Origin of the sequence: Actinopolyspora biskrensis (assembly GCF_013408175.1) — a bacterium.
Lineage (GTDB): Bacteria > Actinomycetota > Actinomycetes > Mycobacteriales > Pseudonocardiaceae > Actinopolyspora > Actinopolyspora biskrensis.
In genome coordinates this window covers 744,171-765,749 of sequence record NZ_JACBYW010000001.1, presented here as the reverse complement: position 1 = coordinate 765,749, position 21,579 = coordinate 744,171, and the positions used below count along the sequence as shown (strand labels likewise).

The 21,579-nt window shown below is 68.4% G+C and carries 16 protein-coding genes; 8 read left to right on the top strand and 8 right to left on the bottom strand.

The genetic code is table 11. From position 1 onward, the window contains the following. The first annotated feature begins 13 nt into the window (after positions 1-13). Positions 14-1,258 carry an MFS transporter gene (locus tag FHR84_RS03305; RefSeq protein ID WP_179533910.1) on the top strand — a complete coding sequence of 415 codons (1,245 nt, stop codon included), beginning with the start codon at positions 14-16 and terminating at the stop codon, positions 1,256-1,258. Positions 1,259-1,292: 34 nt separating this feature from the next. Here the strand turns inward: FHR84_RS03305 and FHR84_RS03300 are convergent, their stop codons facing one another. Then, positions 1,293-1,958, bottom strand: a complete 666-nt coding sequence (locus FHR84_RS03300) for an O-methyltransferase (RefSeq protein ID WP_179533909.1) — start codon at positions 1,956-1,958, stop codon at positions 1,293-1,295. Between the two features lie 727 nt (positions 1,959-2,685). On the opposite strand from FHR84_RS03300, the gene FHR84_RS03295 reads away from it, so the two are divergent. Further along, on the top strand, positions 2,686-3,507 hold the full coding sequence (locus FHR84_RS03295; RefSeq protein WP_179533908.1) for a bifunctional allantoicase/(S)-ureidoglycine aminohydrolase: 822 nt from the start codon (positions 2,686-2,688) through the stop codon (positions 3,505-3,507). Positions 3,508-3,706: 199 nt separating this feature from the next. Here the strand turns inward: FHR84_RS03295 and FHR84_RS03290 are convergent, their stop codons facing one another. Beyond that, positions 3,707-4,750: a family 2 encapsulin nanocompartment cargo protein polyprenyl transferase gene (locus tag FHR84_RS03290; RefSeq protein WP_179533907.1), complete on the bottom strand. Its 1,044-nt coding sequence runs from the start codon at positions 4,748-4,750 to the stop codon at positions 3,707-3,709. Positions 4,751-4,877: 127 nt separating this feature from the next. On the opposite strand from FHR84_RS03290, the gene FHR84_RS23460 reads away from it, so the two are divergent. Continuing rightward, positions 4,878-5,078 (top strand): helix-turn-helix domain-containing protein, encoded by a 201-nt coding sequence (locus FHR84_RS23460; RefSeq protein ID WP_218861916.1) that lies wholly within the window; start codon positions 4,878-4,880, stop codon positions 5,076-5,078. Then, positions 4,990-5,538, top strand: a complete 549-nt coding sequence (locus FHR84_RS21935; RefSeq protein WP_246300106.1) for a transposase — start codon at positions 4,990-4,992, stop codon at positions 5,536-5,538. The genes FHR84_RS23460 and FHR84_RS21935 overlap by 89 nt, the downstream gene beginning before the upstream one ends. On the opposite strand, the gene FHR84_RS03280 is transcribed toward FHR84_RS21935, so the two are convergent. The 3 genes from FHR84_RS03280 to FHR84_RS03270 all read right to left on the bottom strand — a co-directional run bounded on the left by FHR84_RS03280 (position 5,489) and on the right by FHR84_RS03270 (position 10,620). After that, complete coding sequence (locus FHR84_RS03280) at positions 5,489-6,901, bottom strand: family 2B encapsulin nanocompartment shell protein (protein WP_179533906.1); 1,413 nt, start codon at positions 6,899-6,901, stop codon at positions 5,489-5,491. The genes FHR84_RS21935 and FHR84_RS03280 overlap by 50 nt on opposite strands. A gap of 62 nt (positions 6,902-6,963) precedes the next feature. Next, the gene (locus tag FHR84_RS03275; RefSeq protein WP_179533905.1) at positions 6,964-9,312 is read right to left on the bottom strand and encodes a terpene synthase family protein; all 2,349 of its coding nucleotides are present in this window, start codon (positions 9,310-9,312) and stop codon (positions 6,964-6,966) included. A gap of 3 nt (positions 9,313-9,315) precedes the next feature. Beyond that, positions 9,316-10,620: a family 2B encapsulin nanocompartment shell protein gene (locus FHR84_RS03270; protein WP_425489854.1), complete on the bottom strand. Its 1,305-nt coding sequence runs from the start codon at positions 10,618-10,620 to the stop codon at positions 9,316-9,318. A gap of 408 nt (positions 10,621-11,028) precedes the next feature. Here FHR84_RS03270 and idi point away from each other — a divergent pair, with 408 nt between their 5' ends. The 3 genes from idi (at position 11,029) to FHR84_RS03255 (ending at position 15,608) form a co-directional block, all read left to right on the top strand. After that, positions 11,029-11,622, top strand: a complete 594-nt coding sequence (gene idi / locus FHR84_RS03265; protein ID WP_179533903.1) for an isopentenyl-diphosphate Delta-isomerase — start codon at positions 11,029-11,031, stop codon at positions 11,620-11,622. 262 nt (positions 11,623-11,884) lie between these two features. Continuing rightward, positions 11,885-15,013: an amidohydrolase family protein gene (locus tag FHR84_RS03260; protein WP_179533902.1), complete on the top strand. Its 3,129-nt coding sequence runs from the start codon at positions 11,885-11,887 to the stop codon at positions 15,011-15,013. 295 nt (positions 15,014-15,308) lie between these two features. Then, on the top strand, positions 15,309-15,608 hold the full coding sequence (locus FHR84_RS03255) for a hypothetical protein (protein WP_179533901.1): 300 nt from the start codon (positions 15,309-15,311) through the stop codon (positions 15,606-15,608). A 534-nt stretch (positions 15,609-16,142) separates the two neighbouring features. On the opposite strand, the gene FHR84_RS03250 is transcribed toward FHR84_RS03255, so the two are convergent. Both FHR84_RS03250 and FHR84_RS03245 read right to left on the bottom strand, forming a co-directional pair. Then, positions 16,143-17,342 carry a glycosyltransferase family 87 protein gene (locus tag FHR84_RS03250; RefSeq protein ID WP_179533900.1) on the bottom strand — a complete coding sequence of 400 codons (1,200 nt, stop codon included), beginning with the start codon at positions 17,340-17,342 and terminating at the stop codon, positions 16,143-16,145. A gap of 378 nt (positions 17,343-17,720) precedes the next feature. After that, positions 17,721-18,296: a TetR/AcrR family transcriptional regulator gene (locus FHR84_RS03245; RefSeq protein WP_343075138.1), complete on the bottom strand. Its 576-nt coding sequence runs from the start codon at positions 18,294-18,296 to the stop codon at positions 17,721-17,723. Positions 18,297-18,392: 96 nt separating this feature from the next. Here FHR84_RS03245 and FHR84_RS03240 point away from each other — a divergent pair, with 96 nt between their 5' ends. Further along, positions 18,393-19,700: an MFS transporter gene (locus tag FHR84_RS03240; protein ID WP_179533899.1), complete on the top strand. Its 1,308-nt coding sequence runs from the start codon at positions 18,393-18,395 to the stop codon at positions 19,698-19,700. Positions 19,701-19,730: 30 nt separating this feature from the next. Here FHR84_RS03240 and FHR84_RS03235 read toward each other — a convergent pair whose 3' ends face one another. Then, positions 19,731-20,957, bottom strand: coding sequence for a cytochrome P450 (locus tag FHR84_RS03235; RefSeq protein WP_179533898.1), 1,227 nt, complete (start codon positions 20,955-20,957; stop codon positions 19,731-19,733). Between the last annotated feature and the right edge of the window lie 622 nt (positions 20,958-21,579).

Genomic DNA, 21,579 nt, shown 5'->3' with positions numbered 1-21,579 from the left:
GGACGGTCCCGCATTGTCCCGATCCATCGGAAGCGGCCTCGCCGCCCTCTCGGTGTCCGCGTACCGCCGATACATCGTCTGCATCCTCGTATCGTTCCTCGGGAACCTGGCCCACCTGGTGGCCGCCACGTGGCTGCTGCTGGAAATCACCGGAAACCCCGCCTCGGTTCCCGCTCTCTTCCTGGTCTCGGCCGTGCCGGGTGTTGTCCTCGCCCCGGTCGTGGGACGCATCGTCGAACGCTATGACCAGCGGCTCGTCCTGCTGGTCCTCGACATCGTACAAGCGGGTCTCGTCCTGGCCATCCCGCTCACCAGCGCACTCGGAGTGCTGGGAGCCTGGCAGCTCTACGTTCAGGAGTTCGCCATCGCTTTCTGCGGTACGGTGTTCTTCTCGGCGACGCTCTCGTTCGTCCGCAACATCGTTCCCCCCGAGCTGCTTCTCTCGGCGAACAGCGTGACCGCCTTCGTCTACCAGCTCGGCAACACCCTGGGCGCGCTCGTGGGGGGTCTGGTGGTATCGATCTGGTCCCCCTACGCGGCGATGGTCATGAACGCCACGACGTTCGCCCTGTCGGCACTCGGGATCCTCTCGATCGGTGGACGGCGTTTTCGACAGCCGCGCAGGACGAGCACCCCGGTTCTGGGGCCCGGACTCCGGAAGGAACTCGTGTCGACTCTGCGCTTCATGGGCCGATCCGCGGGTCTGCGAGACGCCGCCGTGCTGTTCCTCGCACTGACGGGGGCCCAGCGGTTCCTCATCGGGCAGGTCGCCCCGTTCGTGGAAGGCGAGCTGGGGGCGAGCTCACTGGAGTACGGCCTCATCCAGGGGGCTCTGGCCGCAGGCGCGCTGGTGGGAGGCGTCCTCATCCCGGTACTGGCGAGCAGGCTCCCGCGCAAGTTGCTGATCCAGGGGGCCGTGCCGTTCGCGGGAGCGGCCATAGTCGTCTTCAGCCAGTCGCAGACATCAGCGCAGAGCGCCGTTTCGTATCTCCTGGTCGGAGTGGTGCTGCAATTCTGGGCATATTACCAGACCCTGATACAGCACGAGCTCGACCCGCTGACGGAGGGCCGGAACTACGCGATACTCGGTGCCACGCAGGCTGCTTCTCATTTTCTGGTCTTCCTCGTCGGCACCGTTCTCACCACCCTGCTGAGCATCCGTCTCGTCTACCTGGTGTTCGCGGTGATCCTGGTCGTCGCCACCGTTCCGTCGGCGCGAAAGCTGACCCGCTACCACGAACGCACGAACACGCCGTAGCTCCCGAACGGGGTTCTCAGCAGGCCCGAGGTACTCACCGTTCACGCTTCCTGGCCAGGGTCAACCCGTCCGCGAACGGCAGAAGACTGATATCGACCCGTGCATCCTCACGGATCATCCCGTTGAACCGCCGGACACTCCTCGTGTCCTCGTCCTCCGCGTCTTCCCGCACGACCCTGCCGCCCCACAAGGTGTTGTCGAAGATCACGAGCCCACCCGGACGCAGCAGTTCGAGCGTCCGCTCCAGGTACTCCGGATAGTCGCTCTTGTCCGCGTCCACGAAAGCGAGATCGAACGTTTCCACGCCGAACTCCGAGGACAACGAGTCGAGCGTTTCCGTCGCCTCACCCATGCGAAGGTCGATGCGGTCGCTCACGCCCGACTCGTCCCAGTAGCGGCGGGCGACCGACGTCCACTCCGCACTCGTGTCGCAGGCTACGAGACGCGCACCGGCACGCAACGCACGAGCCGTGCACAGCGTGCTGTAGCCCGTGAACACCCCGATCTCCAGCACACGGGCCGGGTCCAGGAGGCGAGCAACCAGGTACAGGAACTGGCCCTGCTCCGGTGAGATCTGCATGTCCTGCTCGGGTAGCCGCGCGGTCTCCTCACGTAACCGGCGGAGCACGTCATCCTCGCGCAGGGAGCACTGCCGAACGTATTCGGCCAGCTCGTGGTCCACCCGCACCTGTCCGCTCATCAGCGTTCTCCGAAACCCGTTGGTCGGCAGCGGTCACAGCCCTTGCGCGCAATGGGCGTTGATCCACTCGACCGTAACCGACGACTTGCCGTCGCACCCCGCCCGGAGGCTGCTCGGCTTGGAGCACGACGGACTCCCGAACGACGCACCGGGGCGAGCTCGGTTCCCGACCGGTTCCGGCCGCCGACATCGGTGTGTCAGAACACCGCACCCCGGCTGGAGGACCGCAGGCTGCCGATCCGCATCCCCTTCACCGGCACGCGACGGTTTCTCCGCTGTTGCGCACGGCGGCGTTGACCCGGATCACAGGACTGGCTAAACTATCCTTAATGTGAAATAGTTTTTTCGAATTGCGAAACTAGATACCGTGCAGGGGGCGGCACCAAGTCGGCCGCCGCCGAAACCAGGCCCGATCGCGCTCGTCCAGACGTACGAACCACACGTGCGCGGCGCCCCGCGCGGAGAGACCGCGTCCGTCGGAGTCGCCGCTTCCCGGCGCGGTGTCGTGCTTCGTCGACGACGACCGGCACCGGTTCCGACACGGGCACGTCGAGCGCGCGAGAAGCGATCACCACCGCCAACGACCCTTCCCGACCGCTGAAGGGGTTCGCCCCTCGTGCCAACGGCGGTCCGATGTGCTGACCGCTCGCGGACGGACATGGCGAAAAGCCCCGTACCACAACCGCGGGGCCGAGCACGCGAACTCCGATCAGGACAGGAGCAGACCTTGGACGCACCGTCGTACCACACCCCGCAGGGAGGACTCCCGTCGCAGGACACGCTGCTCACCGACCGGGCAGTGGTCAAGGAAGCCTACACCGTCATCCCCCGCGGCGTGCTGCGCGACATCGTCACCAGCAACCTGCCCGGCTGGACCCGCACGCGGTCCTGGATCCTGGCCCGGCCCGTGGCCGGGTTCGCCACCACGTTCGCACAGTACATCGTCGAGGTCTCCCCCGGCGGGGGCAGTGATGAACCGGAACCGGAGCGCGGTGTCGAATCGGTGCTGTTCCTGCTCTCCGGCACGCTCACCGTCGTGATCGAGGGCGAGCCCCACGTCCTCTCCCCCGGCGGTTACGCCTACCTGCCCCCAGGCGCGGACTGGTCGGTGAGCAACGAGTCGGACGAGACGGCCAGCTTCCAGTGGGTCCGCAAGGCTTACGAGCCGCTGCGGGGGCACCCGACTCCCGAGGGTTTCGCCGTGCAGGAGCAGGACATCACCCCCACTCCGATGCCGGACACCGACGGTGCGTGGACGACCACCCGATTCGTCGATCCCGACGACCTCTCCCACGACATGCACGTCAACATCGTCACGTTCGATCCCGGCGCCGTGATCCCCTTCGCCGAGACGCACGTGATGGAACACGGTATCTACGTCCTGGAGGGCAAGGCGGTCTACCGCCTCAACGACGACTGGGTCGAGGTCGAAGCCGGCGACTTCATGTGGCTGCGCGCGTTCTGCCCTCAGGCCTGCTACGCCGGTGGTCCCGGCAAGTTCCGGTACCTGCTCTACAAGGATGTCAACCGCCAGATCAAGCTCACCTGAGAACCGCGTCGCCCTCACCGGAACGACGCGGACAGGACCCCGGCGAACACCGTCCGAGCCAAGAGCGAAACCCCTGAGCACTGTGGACAGCGACCGAACAGTGCCGTCGAATCCGGGACACCACCGGTAGCGGCTGCCGAGGCGGTCTCGCGCCCGGGCCCCGGCTCGCTCCCACCCTCCACGTCCAAAACACGTCCTGCTAGTGGTCGCGTTGGGTGACGAGGTGCGCGAGTGCGGTCAGTTCACGCGTCCGGGCGATGAGACCTGCCTCCTCGAGCTGACGCAGGGCGTGGGTGAGTAGCTGGTCGGTCTGGGCATGACTCCAGGCGCGCCCCCCGGCCGTGTCGACGAGGTCCGCGGTGTCGGTCAGATCGGCTTCCGAGGCCGGAGGGTGGTGGTAGTGGTCGGCGAGTCGCTGCCCGGCGGGACTGCCGGAGTTCAACGCGAACACCACGGGCAGGGTCTTCTTGCGGGCGTGCAGGTCGGAATAGGCGGATTTGCCGGTCACGTCGGGATCACCCCAGATTCCGAGCAGGTCGTCGACGTGCTGAAAGGCCAGCCCCAGATCGTGACCGAAGCGGCGCAGGTGCTCGGTTCGCTGCGGGCCGGCGCCCGCGAACAGGGCACCGAGTTCGCAGGAGGTCGCCAGCAGTGCGGCGGTTTTGGCTTCGGCCATGCGTTGACACTCTGCGACGTCCACATCGCTGCGTTGCTCGAAGGCCAGGTCCGTGACCTGGCCCTGAATCAGCTCCTGGACAGTGGTGTTGAGCAGCCGCATGCCGGGCAGGGCGGCCGAATGCCCGCTGTCGGCGAGCACTCCGGACGCCAGCGAGAGCAGGGCGTCGCCGGCCAGGATCGCCGCGCTGGCCCCGAACACGGTCCATGCCGTGGGGCGGTGACGGCGAGTGGCGTCGGTGTCGATGACGTCGTCGTGGAGCAGCGAGAAGTTGTGCACGAGCTCGACGGCGACCGCGGCGGGCAGGGCCTCCTCGGCGGTGCCGCCGACGGCCTCGGCGGCGAGGAGGACCAGCGCGGGACGCAGCGCCTTACCACCGGAGGCGTCGCTGGGGTGGCCGTGCTCGTCGATCCAGCCGAACTGGTACCGAGCGATGTGGCGCATGTCCTCGGGCAGCGTGTCGAGGGCGGTCCGCAGCGCGGGCTCCACCTGGCCGCGCGCGACGTCCAGAGCTCGGTATGCCTCCTGGGCCGGGACGGCGTGCGGGAGCACATCGGGGGTTGCCATGTGCGTATTCCTTTCACCTTTTCTCCGATCGGCGGAAGCTCCGGCGTTCACGCCGGGGAGGAGCCGGTCCCGAGTGCTGTTCAGTGTCCACGCACCCGTGCTTACTCGTGATCGGTAGTCGTGCAAAATGATCGGTGCGCGGACGGCGTGCAAGTGCCGGACCTGCCCGGGCCCCGAGCAGGCGGCCCGGCTTGGCCGCACGTTCGGCTGCGTCCGCCTGGTGTGGAACGAGCCCCTCGATGCGCGGCACCGCCGCCGGCGCACCGAGGGTCGGTCCACCTCGTGCGAAGAAACCGACGCGAACCTCGCCGCGTGGAAGAGAGCCTAGGGCCCGGGGCTCCCGTCCGAGGTCTCGGCCGTGCCGCTGCAACAGACGCTCCGGCACCGGCACACCGCGTTTGCGAACTCCTTCGCAGGGCGCGGGCAAGATCCTCGTGGTGGTCGACCGCTGGTACCCGTCCAGCAAGACGTGCTCGGCCTGCGGGCACCTGCTGAGCCATCCGAAGCTGTCCGTGCGGGCGTGGACGTGCCCGGGCTGCCGCGCCCGGCACGAGCGCGACGTCAACGCGGCCAAGAACATCCGTGCCGCTGGTCGAGCCGTAGCCGGGCAGAACCCCGGCGAAGCCTGTGGAGCTGACGTGAGTCCGCAAGGGTCCTCCCTCCGGCGGTCGGCAACGAAGCAGGAAACATCGGACGCGAGCCCGACGGGAACCCCCGCCCCCTGGGGCGGGGAGGAAGTCAACTGGCGATTTCGACGTTCTCCAGCACGCCGAGTGCGTCGGGGGTGAGCACGGCGGCGGAGTAGTACGCGCTGACCAGGTACGAAGTGACGGCCTTGGCGTTGAGGCCCATGAACCGCACGTTGAGGCTGGGAGCGTACTCGTCGGGGATACCGGTCTGGTGCAGCCCGACCACGCCCTGGTGGTCCTCCCCGGTCCGCATGACCAGGACCGAGCTGGTGTTGGTCTCGCTGATGGGGATCTTGTTGCAGGGCAGCAGCGGCACACCACGCCAGGCGGTCACGCGGGTGCCGTCCACGTCGATGCTGTCCGGGTAGACGCCCTGGCGGTTGCACTCGCGGCCGAACGCGGCGATGGTGCGCGGATGGGCGAGGAAGAACTCGGACTTGCGCCGCCGGGACAGCAGCTCGTCGAGATCGCCCGGACTGGGCGGACCCCCGGTGGTTTGGAGGCGTTGACGCAGGTCGGCGTTGTGCAGCAGCCCGAACTCGCGGTTGTTGATCAGGTCCGCCTCCTGCTGCTCACGCAGCTCTTCCACCGTGAGCCGCAGCTGCTGGTCGAGCTGGTTCATCGGCTGGCTGTACAGGTCGTTGACCCGGGTGTGCACGCGCAGGATGGTCTGGGCGACGCTGAGCTCGTACTCGCGAGGGTTGAGATCGTAGTCGGCGAACGTGCCGGGCAGCTCGGGCTCGCCGTCGTGCCCGGCTGCCAGCCGCATGACGGCCTCGCCGTGCTTGTTCTGCGCGGGCCGAGCGCGGTTGCGCACCCGTTCGAGGTGGGTGCGCAGCGGCTCGGAGCGGTCGGCGAGCTCGTCCACGGCACGGCGGGACAGGCTCAGCACGATGCACGGGGTCAACGCGGTGGCCGTGACGGGCCAGGTCTCCCGGCCGCCGGTGAGGACGTGCTCGCCGAAGTACTCGCCGTCGGCGAGCACGTCCCGCGAGGTCTCGTCCCCGTAGGGCCCCGGGGTCCGGGTGTTGACCTTGCCGTGGGCCAGCAGCATCAGCTCATCGGCGGGCTGGCCCGCGGTGGTGATGCTCTCCCCCGCCGCGTAGTGGTGCTGGGTGAACCTGTCGGCCAGCGCGGTCAGCACCGTCTCGTCGTCGAGATCGCGCAGGGAGGCGATCTCGCGGAGTTCCGGCGGCAGCACGCGAACCTGATCGCCGGTGTTGGAGAACGTCAGACGCCCGTCGCCGAGCTCGTAGGTCAGCCTGCGGTTGACCCGGTAGGAACCGCTGGTGGTTTCGGTCCAGGGCAGCATGCGCAGCAGCCACCGCGGGCTGATCGACTGCATCTGCGGCGGCGTCTTCGTCGTCGTCGCCAGATTGCGTGCTGCCGCGGTCCCCAGGCTGAGTTGCTGCTGGGCGTCGTGGGCGGGGAGGGACGCCGCGTCCGGCGCGCTCTCGGTCATGTTGTGTAGTCACCCATCGTGTGTCGGGGCGGGAAGCGGGAACGGGAACGGCACCGTTCCGGTCATTCGGAGCTGGAGAAAGCCGACCGGGCGGTTCCGTGTCCGGCGAGCCGTGCCGCCGAGGTGCCCAGTCCGGTGGGACCGGCCAGCAGTCGCCGCACCGGTGCGGACCCGGCGTCGAGCTCCTGGGACGGCGTGGGAGCTCCGAAAGCGGACGGCGTGCCGGACGTGCGGGGCTGGTGGTGGGCACGCAGCTCGGGTTCGGAGTAGCGCACCACGCACTTGCGATGCCATGCCAGCACTCCCGCCATCCACTCCCGGAGCCCCTCGGCGTGCTCGGTGAGGACTCCGCGGGCCGACTCGTCGAGGTCGAACTCCTCGCAGAGCCGGGGCAGTTGTTCGGTGAGGATCCGCTCGAACTGGTGCCTGCGCGCGTTCATCAGGTCGACCACGACGTCGCGGGCCTGCCACCGATCCACCTCGAGGAAGTTCTGCACGACCAGCACCAGGTTGTGCATCTCGCCTTCGAACTCGATCTCCTTCTGGTAGGAGGTCAGATCGTTCACGAGGCTGGTGTAGTCCTGAGCGGCGGTTTCCAGTTGCCGCATCACCGTGCTCTGCTGCACCTCGGCGGGTACGGCGTCGAGCTGGGTCAGCCGGGACAGGCTCATCGTCATGTCCGCCCCGAACGTCTTGCGCCGCATCTCCATGTAATCGACCGGATCCGGCACGCGGTGCTGGATCCGGTTGGCCAGCTCCCACACCCAGCTGGTGGTCATCTCCTCCACCGCGGTCCGGAACTGGCGTCGTGCGGCGACGGTCAGCGGAGCGGCGGTCCGTCGCCACAGGTCGGCCAGGCCACGCTCGACCGGATTGGTCACCTCCGGAACGGCGCCGAGGTCCAGCGGCATGAACAGTGCGAGACGTTCATTGCAGGCCTTGGCCCCCGCGAGGTTGTTGGTGCTGCCGAACACGAGCGGGAAGTAGTCGTCCCCGTAGGTGCCCCACGTCAACCAGTCGGTCGACAGGTTGAGCTGATCCGGATCCGCGTCGGCGTGGATGATCGCCGCGCAGTAGGAGAAATCGAACCGGACGAACCGGTGCTCGCTCCACACCCCACCGGCTTCCACCCCGGGCACGGAGTCGAACATGCCCATCCGGCGCGCCCAGTCGACCTCGTGGACCCGCGCGCTGTCCAGATGCGGGCTCATCCGGGTCGAGTACGGCATGTCGAACTCGGGCAGCGTCAAATGCCCCACCGCCTGGAACGGCCGGTGGGAGTGCTGCCGCGTCCGACGCCGCACGCCCGGCCGAAACCGGGTGAGCGCGTGTGCCGCCGAGGTGCCCAGTCCGGTGGGGCCGTGCAGCACCGGGGCGCTGGAGGCCGCGGTGACGTGCTCGTTCATGTACCGGCTGGACTGGGCGTGCCACTCGTGGCCACCGGCCTGCCAGTCCTGCAGTCCTTTGACGTAGGCCAGCACGCTCGCGCGTTCCGCCGGGCCCAGGGCGTGCTCGTCGCACAGGGCCGGCACCTCGGTCAGCGCGGTGTTGTTGAACTGCTCCAGCCGCGAGGTCAACAGGTCGTTGGTGAGCTCGGCGGCCCGTTGCGGGCCGGTGCCGAAGAAGGTCTCCATGACCAGCACCCCGTTGTTGAGCTCACCCTCCTCCTGCGTCTCGCGCTGGTAGGAGAACAGGTCGTTGCGCAGGTGCACCCCGTCGGAGAACGTGTCGGTGAGCACCTGCATCGGCCTGCTCGCGGCGATGACGTCCGGGATCTCCGCGCGGGCCGCGAGCTCCACGAGCCCGGCCGACCAGGGAGCCCCACCGACCCTGCGGCGCATGGTGATGTACTCGATCGGGTTGGGGACCTGGTTCTGGGTGATGTTGGTCAGCTCCCACACGCAGTCCTCGAGCAGATCGCGGGTGCTGGCGGCGAAACGACCCAGCCATTCGGGCGACATGATGGAGGCGGTGCGCTTCCACAGATCGGCCAGACCCCATTCCACCGGATTCGTCGCGGTGGGGGTGTGGTCGGTCGGCCGTGTCGGCATGAAGGCCGACAACCCCGTCAGGTACTCGCGCGCCCCGGTCAGATCCCCTGTTTTCTTGTAGTGCTCGAGGAAGTGGTCGTCGAAGTAGAACACCCACACGTACCAGTCGGTGACGAGATCGAGGTCCTCAGCGGTGGCATCCGGGTGGGTGTAGGCGCACAGCAGCGGGTAGTCGGCCGAGTCGAACGTGGCTTCGTCCCAGGCGAACGCACCGCCGCTTCCCACGTTTCCCTCGGCGACGAGCATCTCCATGTCCCGCGCCCACGTCCGTGAATGCGCGCGGGCGGATTCCAGGTGCGGATTCGACCGGGCCGGCCAGGGTAAGTAGAACTCGGGGAGTTCGAACGGTTGGTCCGCCATGGCTCAGCTTTCCCGGCCCGTCTGGACGTCGTCCAGCACCGCCAGCGCGTCCGGCACGAGCACCGCGGCGGAGTAGTAGGTGGAGACCAGGTACGAGATGATGGCCTTCTCGCTGATGTTCATGAAACGCACCGACAGGCCCGGTTCGTACTCGTCCGGAAGACCGGTCTGGTGCAGCCCGACCACGCCCTGGTTCGCCTCACCGGTGCGCATCAGCATGATCGAGGTGGTCCGCTGACTGCTCATCGGCAACTTGTTGCACGGGAACAGCGGCACACCCCGCCACGCGGGCACCTGGTGCCCACCGACATCCACATTGGCCGGATACAACCCGCGGCGGCTGCACTCGCGGCCGAACGCGGCGATGGCCCGCGGGTGCGCCAGGAAGAAGCCGGGGTCCTTCCACACCAGCGACAGCAGCTCGTCCATGTCGTCCGGGGTGGGCGGGCCGGTGCGGGTGTGGACGCGCTGGCGCAGGTCGGCGTTGTGCAGCAAGCCGAACTCGCGGTTGTTGACCAGCTCCCGCTCCTGCTCCTCGCGCAGCTCCTGAATGGTCAGGCGCAGCTGCTGCTCGGTCTGGTCCATCGGCTTGTTGTACAGATCCGCGACCCGGCTGTGCACGCGCAACACCGTCTGGGCCACGCTGAGCTCGTACTCGCGGGGCTTGAGCTCGTAATCGACGAACGTGCCCGGCAGGTCCGGCTCGCCGGCGTGCCCGGCGGCCACCGAGACCGCGGCCTCGCCGTCCTCGTTGTGCGCCCCCTGCGGACCGCTCCGGAGCTGGGCGAGGTGGCCGCGCAGCGCCTCGGAGCGATCCACCACCTCCTGGGCGGACCGGCGCGGCAGCGCCAGCACCGTGCACGGAGTCACGGCCTTGGCGGTGAACTCCCAGCTACCCTGCCCCTCGGCCAGCACCTGACCGCCGAAGTGCTCCCCACCGGCCAGCACTCCCAGCACCGTCTGCTCCCCGTAGGGCCCCGTGCCGAGCTTGTTCACCTTGCCGTGCGCGATGAGCACGACCTCTTCGTCCGGGCGTCCCGCCTCGGCGATCACATCACCCGCGGCGTACTCGCGCTGCACGAAGCGCTCGGCCAACCCCTCCAGCACCGTGGTGTCGTCGAAACCCCGCAGCGCGGGCAGCTCGCACAACTCGCCCGGGATCACCCGCACCGTCGATCCGGTGTTGGAGAACGTCACCAGCCCGTCCCCGAGCTGGTAGCTCAACCTGCGGTTCACCCGGTAGGCCCCGCCCGAGGCCTGCACCCACGGCAGCAGGCGCAGTAACCACCGCGAAGTGATCGACTGCATCTGCGGCGGCGTCTTCGTCGTCGTCGACAGATTCCGCGCCGCCGCCGTACCCAGACTCAACGGAGACTGTCCGTCACCGTTCTGCTGCCCGAAGGCCGACTCCGTGCTTGTCACCACACACCACCAATTAGACGTATGTCACATTCCCGTCCGTCCAGTCAGACCAGTTGATACCTGCGCGCCGAACTCTCCCCAGCAGGTTCCGAACGTGCTCTTCCCAGTCGGAGGGCGACTGCTGGTAATCACCCGAAAAGGTGATCAGCAGCCACCTGATGGGGTAAGCTAATTGATCAATACGAGCTAGCACAAGTCGTGTTTGGCCAGTCACATACACGAGCGAGAGGTCGACACGACACGTCGCCAACGCCACGATGATCACGCTTGCCGGCACGCCAGGAAGGAACCACAGTGGAAGAAGTCGTCCTGCTCGACGAGTCCGGTCACGCCAGCGGCGTCGCCGACAAAGCCACCGTGCACCACGAGCACACCCCACTGCACCTGGCCTTTTCCTGCTACGTCATCAACGGGGACAACCAGCTCCTGCTGACCCGGCGCGCCACGAGCAAGACGACCTGGCCCGGGGTGTGGAGCAACTCCTGCTGCGGGCACCCCTCCCCCGGCGAACCCCTCACCACGGCGGTCACGCGGCGGCTGCACGAGGAGCTGGGCCTGTCCACTGAGGCCGTCGAGCTGATCCTGCCCGCATTTCGCTACCGCGCCGTCATGGACAACGGCACCGTGGAAAACGAGATGTGCCCGGTCTTTCGCGCCCGAACCCGCGCCGTGCCGCACCCCGACCCCGCCGAAGTCGACGCCCTCCGGTGGACGCCCTGGGACGAGTTCGCGGAAACCGCCGCGGCCGACGAGATGCCCGACCTCTCCCCCTGGTGCGTCCAACAGGTACACCAGCTCCGCGCCCTCGGCCCCGACGCACGACGCTGGCCGGCAGCACCCGATACCGAACTCCCCGCGGCCGCGCGGAAGGGCTCGGCACCGGCGTGACTCGACCCCGTCCTCCCGGAGTCCGCAGGAGCGACCCCCGAAGCGGCGGCGCAAAGAGCACTCCCCGCAGGACGCCCTCCACCAGCACGCCGAGCACCCCTGCCGGCAGTGCCACGCCCGAAATCGACGACTGCGGTTCCCATCAACAGGAACCGAGAGCATTTCCGCTGGTGAACATGCCCCCAATGGACGTTGAACCTGCCGGGTGCGGGCGGTAGGAAGACGTCAACACGGCAGTGTCGACAGGCACCTGGAGTGCTCGATGAACACCACGGACACCGGGAGTCCGGATCGCGGCGGGCGGCACACGTTCAACCGGAGGCAGGCGCTGCAGGTGGGCACGGGTGCGGTAGCGGCCTTCACGCTCACCCCCCACGGTGAGTGGTCCGGGGCGGCCGTCGCGGAACCGACTGGCGCGGGCTCCGGGGACGTCCGGCTCACCGGGGGCACGAACATCTGCGCGGCGTCGTCCCCGGACGGCGCGGGGATCGCCTTCGACCTGGTCAACGCCATCTGGCTGGTGCCTGCCTCCGGTGGACAGGCCCGCAAGCTCACCGGTGAACTCCAGGACGCGACGCAGCCGGACTGGTCCCCGGACGGCCGCAGTGTGGTGTTCCAGTCCTACAGGGACGGCAACTTCCAGCTGTGGCTGGTCGAGACGGACGGTTCCGCGTTGCGGCAGCTCACCCGTGGTCCGCACGACCACCGCGAACCCCGGTTCTCCCCGGACGGCCGACACGTCGTGTTCAGCTCGGATCGGGCCGGGCACGGTTATCAGCTCTACACCCTCGCGGTGTCCAACGGCCGGATCGCGCCGATCGCCACCGACCGGACGGAAACCGCGATGCCGAGCTGGTCTCCGGACGGCACCGCTGTCGTCTACCTCGCGGGCGGCACGACCATCGAACGGGTGGAGCTCGCCAGCGGGACCGTGCGCCGCCTCGTCGAAGCCGATTCGACGACCACGCTGCACGGACCGAGCCTCGGACCGGACGGTTCGACGCTGAGTTACGTGCGGCGAACCGGTACTCGGTCCGACCTGATGGTGGATCGGAGCGAGATCACCGCCGGCGAGGACGTGTTCGGGTTCGCGCCGCGCTGGCTGTCCGCCGACGAACTGCTCTACACGGCCGACGGCCGAGTGCGCAAGCGCCATCTCACCAGCGGGGCCACCGACGTGCCCTTCACAGCGACCGTTCCGGTGCTGCCCCACCGCTCGTACCGACAACGCCGCCCGGGGGCACGCGGCCCGAAGGCCACCGGCATCGCCGGTCCGGTCTGCTCCCCCGAAGGAACCCGGATCGCGTTCCGGGCACTCAACGCGCTGTGGCTGATGGAGATCGGCGAACGACCCCGCAAGATCGTCGCCGACGGCTACTTCGCCTCCGACCCGGATTTTTCCCCCGACGGGCGCCGGATCGTCTACGCGTCGGACCGAACGGGCACGGCCGATCTGTGGCTGCACGAGCTGGAGTCCGGCACCGAGCGCAGGGTCACCGGTCTCAACGGAGCCCAGATCACCCCCCGATTCGCACCGGATGGCCACCGCATCGCCTACCAGGACCAGGACGGCGCGACCTGGGTGGCCGACCTCGGGACCGGTCGGACCCGGCAAGTGACTCCACCGCTGTTCCTGCCGGGACGGCCGGACTGGTCCCCGGACGGCCGGGTGCTGGTGCTGGCCGCGGTGAAGCCGCACAGCAAGCGCTTCCGGGAGGGAACCAGCCAAGTGCTGCGGGTCGAGCTGGACAGCGGCACCTTGCAGTACACCGAAGTGATGCCGTTCCGCTCGATCAGCACCAGGGGCGATGACGGTCCGGTGTGGTCACCGGACGGGGCGCACCTCGCGTTCTCGGTGGAATCACAGGCTTGGGTGGTTCCGGTGGACGCCACAGGCCGGTTCACCGGCGAACCGCGTCGGGTGACCAGCGAAGTGACCGACTCGCTGTCCTGGCAGGACTCCGAGAGGTTGCTGTTCCTCAACGGGGGCAACCTGCGTTCGGTGCACATCGGCACCGGCGACGTCTCCGACATCCCGTTGCACCTCTCGTGGCAACCGGCACGCACCGAGGAACATCAGGTGGTGCGGGTCGGGGCCCTGTGGGACGGGCACACCGAGACGTTGCAGCGGGACGTCGACATCGTCCTCGCGCGTGATCGCATCGCCGCCGTGCGGTCTCACCACACGGGTCGCCCCACCGTCGACGCGCGGGACCTGACCGCGATCCCCGGGCTGATCGACGCACACAACCACTGGCACCTACGCGGACGACAGTGGGGCGACCGGCAGGGGCGGGCGTGGCTGGCCTACGGCATCACCACCACCCGTTCGCCGGGCGATCCCGCTTATCAGATGCAGGAAACGCGCGAAGCGCTGACCTCCGGCGAGCGCATCGGACCCCGCTACTACGCCACCGGGGAGGCCATCGACGGCAGCCGGATCTACTACAACTTCATGCGGCCGACGCTCAGTGCCGAGCAGCTTCAGCGGGAGATGGAACGTGCGCTCGCGCTGGACTACGACATGGTGAAAACCTACGTGCGGCTGTCCGTGCACCTGCAGCAGCAGGCCGTTCAACTGGCGCACCGGCAAGGCCTGCCGCTGAGTTCCCACTACGTGTACCCCGCGGCGAACATCGGCATGGACGGGATGGAGCACACCGGTGCGACCAACCGTCTCGGCTACTCCCACACCGTCAGCGAACTCGGCCACTCCTACGACGACGCGATCCAGCTGTTCGTCAACAGCGGCATGTCGATCACCCCCACGCTGTTCACCTCCACGGCGCTGTACGCATTCGACCGCTCCCTCATCGAGGACAGGCGGACCAAGGTGCTGTTCCCCCCGTGGGAATACGACCGGCTGCGCGCGGAGGCCGAGAAGGCGTCCGGCCCAGAAGGCGAGGCGAAGCGCCGCGAGCTGGCGAACAAGGTGGACATGCTGCTGCGCATCCACCGAGGCGGTGGGTACGTCATCGCCGGGACGGACGCGCCGCTGGACAACGTCGCCATCTCCCTGCACATGAACATGCGCGCCATGGTCCGGTACGGCTTCACCCCACGGGAGGCTCTGATCATCACCACCCGGAACCCGGCCCGCTGGCTCGGGCTGGAGGGCGAACTGGGCGAGGTCCGCCCCGGTGCCTACGCCGACCTGTCCCTGGTGTCCGGCGACCCGCTCGACGACATCACCGCAGCAGCAGCAGTGCGGAGAGTCGTCCGGGGCGGAGAGGTGCACACCCCCGAGCGACTGATGCGGCCCTTCGCGCGACCACAGGGCCCGGCAGGCACCGCGGCCGTCCGCGGAACCCACAGCGCCGCGACCGAGCGCGATCCCGCCCTGTGGTGGCACGAGCCGGAATGGGCACGCCGAATCTGCTGTGAGGCCTAGGCACCGCGGGGCACGACGTTGCTGCCAACGGGGCTGGGCCGTCGTGAAGGGGGGCGGATCTTCCGGCGGCAGGACGAGCACTGCCGAGCAGCTCGTCCCCGGACCGCGGGTATCCGTCCGCTTCCCACCGCGATGTCCCGCTGTCCGTCGAAGACCGTCGACGTTCGAGCGAGCCCTGAAACACCTTCGTGTGAATATACCTCGCGCTCCCCCTCGTTCCCTCCAAGATCAACTAGCCTGCGGTGGCACGGCGGCACCAGCCGGCTGCCACACGAATCGCCGAAAGGAAGCGAAAATGTCGATCTTCGATGACATCGGTAACGGCTTCAAGAAGGTAGGAGAGGCCATCTTGAACGGTAACGCCAGGGTCAACGGCGCCATCGTCAACGGCCTGGGCAAAGTCCTGCACGTCGAGGGCTTCTCCGAGGACGAACTGCAGCAGCTTCCGGACGGCGTGACGCCGAGTGAAAGCTGGGCGAAGTTGTCGGCGGCGCTGGCGGAAGCCGAGCAGCACGCCCAGGTCCTGGCCGAGGACTGGGACAACCAGAAGCACGTCGCCGCGGTTCTGGAGAAAGCCGCCACGCAAAAGGCATAACCCGCGCTGCCGGTCCGTCCTCCGCGAGGCCACGGCCGGAGAGTCGATGTACACCCGGCGGGACCGCCTCACGGCCGAGGCGGTCACCCGTCTGACCAGCACCGTGACCACGCCCGGCCCCGCCGTGGCCTCTGGCGGACAACGGACGCATCCGGTCCGGACAACCGACCGGAGGCCCCGAGTACCTCGGCACACACCTGCGACGGGACCTCGGCGAGCAGTGCTGCGCGAGCGTGCTTCGGCTCTTCGGCGTTCGTCGCGAAATTCCGAAGTGCTCGGCGATTTCGTCGGCGGTCACCGAACACCACGATTCCGGGAAAAGTCTCCCGCGCCGTTCTCGGATCCACGGCCGGTACCCGAACTTCCCGCCCCCGGCGGAGCTCCCCGGTGGTACCCGAACACGGACACCGGTGGACTCCGCCGATGCGGACGACCACAGCCGATCGGTCCGAAGTCGACGCACCTCCCCCCACGACGAGCCGACAACCGGGGCGGGGCGGTCCGATCCACGCAGAGCGGCGGTCGACAGCGCCCCTACCGACCCCCCGATCCGGGCCCGGCCGCGCGGGACCGGTTCGCCTGCCAGCCCGTCAGCAGCAACAACGCCGCCGCGAGAACGACGTAGGCATTGCCGACGAGCTGCTGCGGTACCCACAGCAGCGCGGGGACGTTCTCGTTCGCGAGCGCGGTGAACGGTATCCGCCTGGCCGCGATGACGATCAGCACGACGAGTGCGAACCGGCTGATGCTGCGGGATCGCACCGCGGATCCGAGCAGGATCAGCAGCCCGGGAACGACCCAAACCCAGTTACTCGACCAGGACGTCGGCGAGACCAGCAGCGCGAACAACCCGGTCAGCGTCATCGCCACCGACGGGTCGACCCGCCCGACCGTGCGTACGAGCACGACGGTCAGCACGAGGCACACCCCCGCCCAGATCCCGTGCTGCACCACCGGCTGGAATCCCCAACGCGCGACCGCGCCCATGATCGACTGGTTGCTGTCGAGCGCATGACCTGCCACGGAGGAGGCCGGGCCGTAGCGGAACCAGTAGTCCATCGAGGACTCGAAGTCGATCACGAAACCGATCAGCGTGCACACCACCGCGGTGATCGTGCTGGTCACCGCGGCTCGAAAATCCCTGCGGAACAAGAAGAACACCAGGAAGGCCGCGGGCATGAGCTTGGTCGCGGCGGCGATGCCCACCAGCAGTCCGCGCGGCCACCGCGGATTCGGCACGAGGCAGTCCGCGGCTACCAGCCCCATCAGCACGAGATTGACCTGCCCCTGGGCGAAGCACGAGTAGACGGGCTCCAACCACAAGGTGAACGGGAGCACGACGGCCGCGACGGCCAACGCGCCGCGAGGCCCCACGCTGGGCCAGCGGTACCGCACGATCAAGTAGAGCGTCATGCCGATGGCCGCCAGGTCCGCGGCCCACATCAGGAACACTCCCACCGTGACCGGCGGTAGGGCGAACACGCTCAGCGGCAACACCCCGAACGGGGGGTACACCCAGGGCAACAGCTCGCCGTTCCGCATCGGGGCCCAGTTCTCGACGGTGTTGCCCCCGGCCAACCAGGTGTGCACGGCCCAGCGGTAAACCTCGAAATCGCCCCGGAGGTGGAAGCCCCCGTCTTCCCCGCGAAAGAGGAAGGGCGGGAGCACGAACCACACCGAGATGACCAAAAGCGGTATCGAAGCGACAACGAGGACACGCGAGTACCGTGTCATCAGAGCGTGCAACCGCTCCCGCGAATCCGGGGCCCCGGGAACGACCGATGGCGCAGTGGATGTGCTTCTCGAAGTTGCCACTCCGCCATCCGATCATAATGCTCCCGATCCGAAACCGAAGGCGGCCCGGATCCGGGCACGGTACTACTCGATCGAGCGGCACCTCCACGAGTAACAGCCGAATTCCCCGGCCTTCGCTCCGGCTCGTTCAACGACGTAGCCGGCCGCTCGCGGTGGAAATCGGCCCCCGGGAAGAACCGCGGGAAAGCGAACGCCGAGCTCTTGATCGCCGGTCAGCGCGTGGGCGAGGTAGATCCGTTCATCGGCGGCAGCGAGTCCGTGCAGGCGTGTTGATCGCAGGAAGCACGCACGGTCCCCTCACCGGTCTCCGTGACCGCTGTTGAGGAGCGCGGCGGCGAGTTGCCGAGCCTGCTGGGCCCGGTTGTCGTGGTCATCGATGCCGATGTGGGCGATGGCCCCTTCGATGAGCAGGAAGATGTGCTCAGCCACGCTCTCGGAGTCGACGGCTGGAGCGTCTTCGGCGACCAGTTCGGCGAGCCGGGTGCGGACGGCTTTCTTGTGCTCTCGGATCACGTCCAGCCCCGGGTGGTCGGCGGGAAGCTCGGCTGCGGCGTTGAGGAACGCGCAGCCGCGGTTGACGTGCAGGTCCGGATGGGTGAGGTAGGCCTCGACCAGTGTGAGCGTCCGGGGCGGAACGGCCCCGGAGAGGCGCTGCTCGAGATGGGACCACCAGATCTCATGGCGATGCCGGAGATAGTCCACGACCAGCTTCCGCTTGGAACCGAAGCAGTCGTAGAGGGTCTTTTTGGTCACCCCGGCGGTCTCGGCGACCAGGGCCACGCCGACGGCGTTGATCCCGTCGCTGTAGAACAGCCTGCTTGCCACGTCGAGCACGCGCTGCCCGGCCGGGGTCATCTCCGCTCGTATCGCCACACCCGAAACTATACCCACCGGTGAGTTGACTTATCCACGCCGTGCCGTACATTGTGGTAACCACACCGGTCGGTATACTAAGAAAGCGAGGCGAGCATGCCCAACCATCGCCGAGGCAGGAGCATCGGAGAACGCACTGGTGGCTCACCCGTGCACACGGCCGGGCTGGCCGCCGCGGGCCTGTCGCTGATCGCGGTCTGCTACGGGCTGGCGCGGTTCGCCTACGGGTTGTTCGTTCCGGTGTTGAGCGCCGAGTTCTCCCTCGACTCCGCCACCGCAGGTGCCATCGCCTCCGGCAGCTACGGGGGTTACTGCGTGGCGATCGTGCTCGCAACGGTGACCACTCCACGATGTGGCCCGCGCGTGGTGGCGGTCGCCGCCGGAGCGACGGCGACGCTGGGCACGGGGCTGATCGCAGCCGCCCCGCACGCCGGTGTCCTCGCGGCCGGGGTGGTGCTCGCGGGGTCCAGCACCGGGCTTGCCTCCCCGCCGCTGGCCGACGCGGTGGCTCGCTGGGTCGCCGCCGACCGAGCAGGTCGGATCCAGACCGTGGTCAACGCCGGGACCGGTCTCGGAGTCATGGTCTCCGGACCGGTCGCCCTGCTGTTCGGGAACAGCTGGCGGCTGGCCTGGGCGGCGTTCGCGCTGGCCGCAGCCGTGATCACCGTATGGACCGCCAGAACCATCCCCGTTCACCGCGTGCACAGCGGGGACGACGACTCCGCCCCGGACCGCACCACGACTCGGTCACCCTCGTCCTGGCTGCCTCCCGGAGCGCCGCGACTGCTGATCGCCGCCGGTGTCATGGGCATGGCCAGTTCCGCGGTCTGGACGTTCGGCCGCGAAATAGCCGTGCTCCACGGTGCCGGCCCGCTGACCTCCACCCTGATGTGGATCGGCCTCGGCGCCGCCGGCCTCCTCGGCGCCCTGACCGGAGACCTCACCACCCGCACCGGCCTCGGCCGCGCATGGATCGCGGCCATGCTGACCCTGGCCGCGGCCACCGCCGGTCTCGCCCTCGCCGCCGGCTCCTCGCCGAGCATCTTCGTCGCCGCCGCGCTCTTCGGTGTCGTCTACATCGTGCTGACCGGCCTCCTGCTGCTGTGGGGCACGCACGTCTACCCCACCGCTCCCTCCTTCGGCGTCGGTGCCGCCTTTCTGCTGATCGCCGCAGGCCAGGCCCTCGGTTCCCCGCTGGTGGGCCTGCTCAGCGACATCAACAGCCCCACCAGCGCCTTCCTCGCCGCCGCAGCAGCCGCCGTCCTCGGGACCGCTCTTCGCCCCCACGGCTCGCGTTCTTCCGCGTCGGCCAATCCAACGTCCCCGGACGTGCCGGTGCCGAGCACCGTCCCCGAGGTCGATCGCGATCACCACGGACCGTCTCGCACGAGGAGATGCGGGTGATCCCACGAGTGACGCGCTCGGCCGCCGGTTTCACCGGGACGGTTCCGCCCAGGTGACCGGCAGCTCGTGCGCGCCGTAGATGTTCATGTCGGTCTTGAGCTTCACCTCGCCGGCGGGGACGGCGAGCTCGAGGTCCGGGAAGCGACGCAGCAACCCGTCGAACCCGGCACGCATCTCGACGCGGGCCAGCTGCTGACCGAGACATTGGTGGACGCCGTGGCCGAAGGTCAGGTGACCGCGGGCCTCGCGGTGGAGGTCCAGGGTGTCGGGATCGTCGAAGCGCTCGGGATCGTGGTTGGCGGCCAGCAACGAGACGACGACGGTCGCTCCCTTGCCGATCGTTTCACCACCGACTTCGACGTCCTCCGTGGCGTAGCGGTAGACGGTGTCGACGACTGACAGGTAGCGCATGAGCTCCTCGACGGCACCGGGCATCAGGTCCGGTTCGGCGCGCAGTTCGGCAAGCTTCCCGGGGTGCTCCAGGAGCGCGAAGGTGCCCATCGCCAGCATGTTGGCGGTGGTCTCGTGGCCTGCGAGCAACAGCAGGACGGCCATGCCGGTCAGTTCCTCGACGGTGAGGTCGTCATGACGGGCCAGGTCGGACAGTACGTCCTCGCCGGGGGCGGCGCGTTTGCTCGTGATCAGTTCGGACAGGTACGTGGTCATTCCGCTGTACGCGGCGATCTTCTCGTCGAGCGACACGTCCTTCTCCAAGAACTTGGCCGAGTTGCCCTGGAAGTTCTCCCGGTCCGCGTAGGGGACACCGAGCAGTTCGCAGATCACCAGCGAAGGCACCGGCAGCGCGAACTCCTCGACCAGGTCGACCGGCGGGGTCAGACGTGCCAGCTCGTCCAGCCGCCGCTCGGCGATGCCGATGACGTGCTCTTCGAGCTGCTTCATGCGCTTGGCGGTGAAAGTGCCAGTGAGCCTGCGCCGCAACCGGGTGTGGTCCGGCGGGTCCATGGTGACGAACATGCCCGGCACCTGCGGGGACGGTTCGGTGAGGGCGGACATCTCGGGGGTCTCGTACGGCACGTGGGGAACGTCGAGGTCCTGGCGGGAGCTGAACCGGGTGTCGGCCATGACCTGGCGGACCGCGTCGTAGCCGGTGACGATCCAGCCCTCGTGACCGTCGGGAAAGACCATGGGACTGACCGGGCGCGCCTCGCGCAGCCGGGTGATCCGGCGGGGCGGGGCGAAGGGCCCCGCATCGCGTTCCGTGGGCAGGCCGTGCGGGACGGGAACCGTTCGACTCATCGGATCTCCTCTCTGGTCGGTCGCGGTACTGCGTCGGTCGCCGCCACGGCCCTCGGGGTGATCGTCGGCGGCACGCGGCTGACGTGCTCGGCACGTCAGCCGGAGATCCCTCCGAGCCCGACACCCGGCATGCTGCCGAGCACGTGGGGCAACAGCAGCAGGAAGGTGCTCGGCGGCCCGGGGAGCATCAGCGTCATCGACGGCTACCGCAGCCAGTGCTCGAGGGCCCGCGCAGCATCGTCGCCGATTCACGTAACGGACTCACGCAAATACCCGGGGTAGCGATGCTCATCAGGAGGTCACCCTCTCATCCCCGGCGCTGCCGGTGAGAGCCAGGAAGACGTCGCCGGGCCCCGGAGGGGGCGCGGAAAGCTTCTTCCGGCACCGTGTGGACGCGTAAGGCTGTGCCCCCTCTGTTCGAGCGACTTCCGTCGAACTGACAGAGATCACCCGAGCCGGGGGAAGAGGAAACGCCGCAGGAGCACCGGACACGGGTGTCCGGCTGCCTTCCGTGTACCGGAGTTGTGACTTCGGAACTTCACCCCACGAGTCGTGCCACGGGCCCGCCGTACCGGGAGTTACGCGCAGAGCGGCGAAGACGGGCCGACAGTGCGCGAACCTG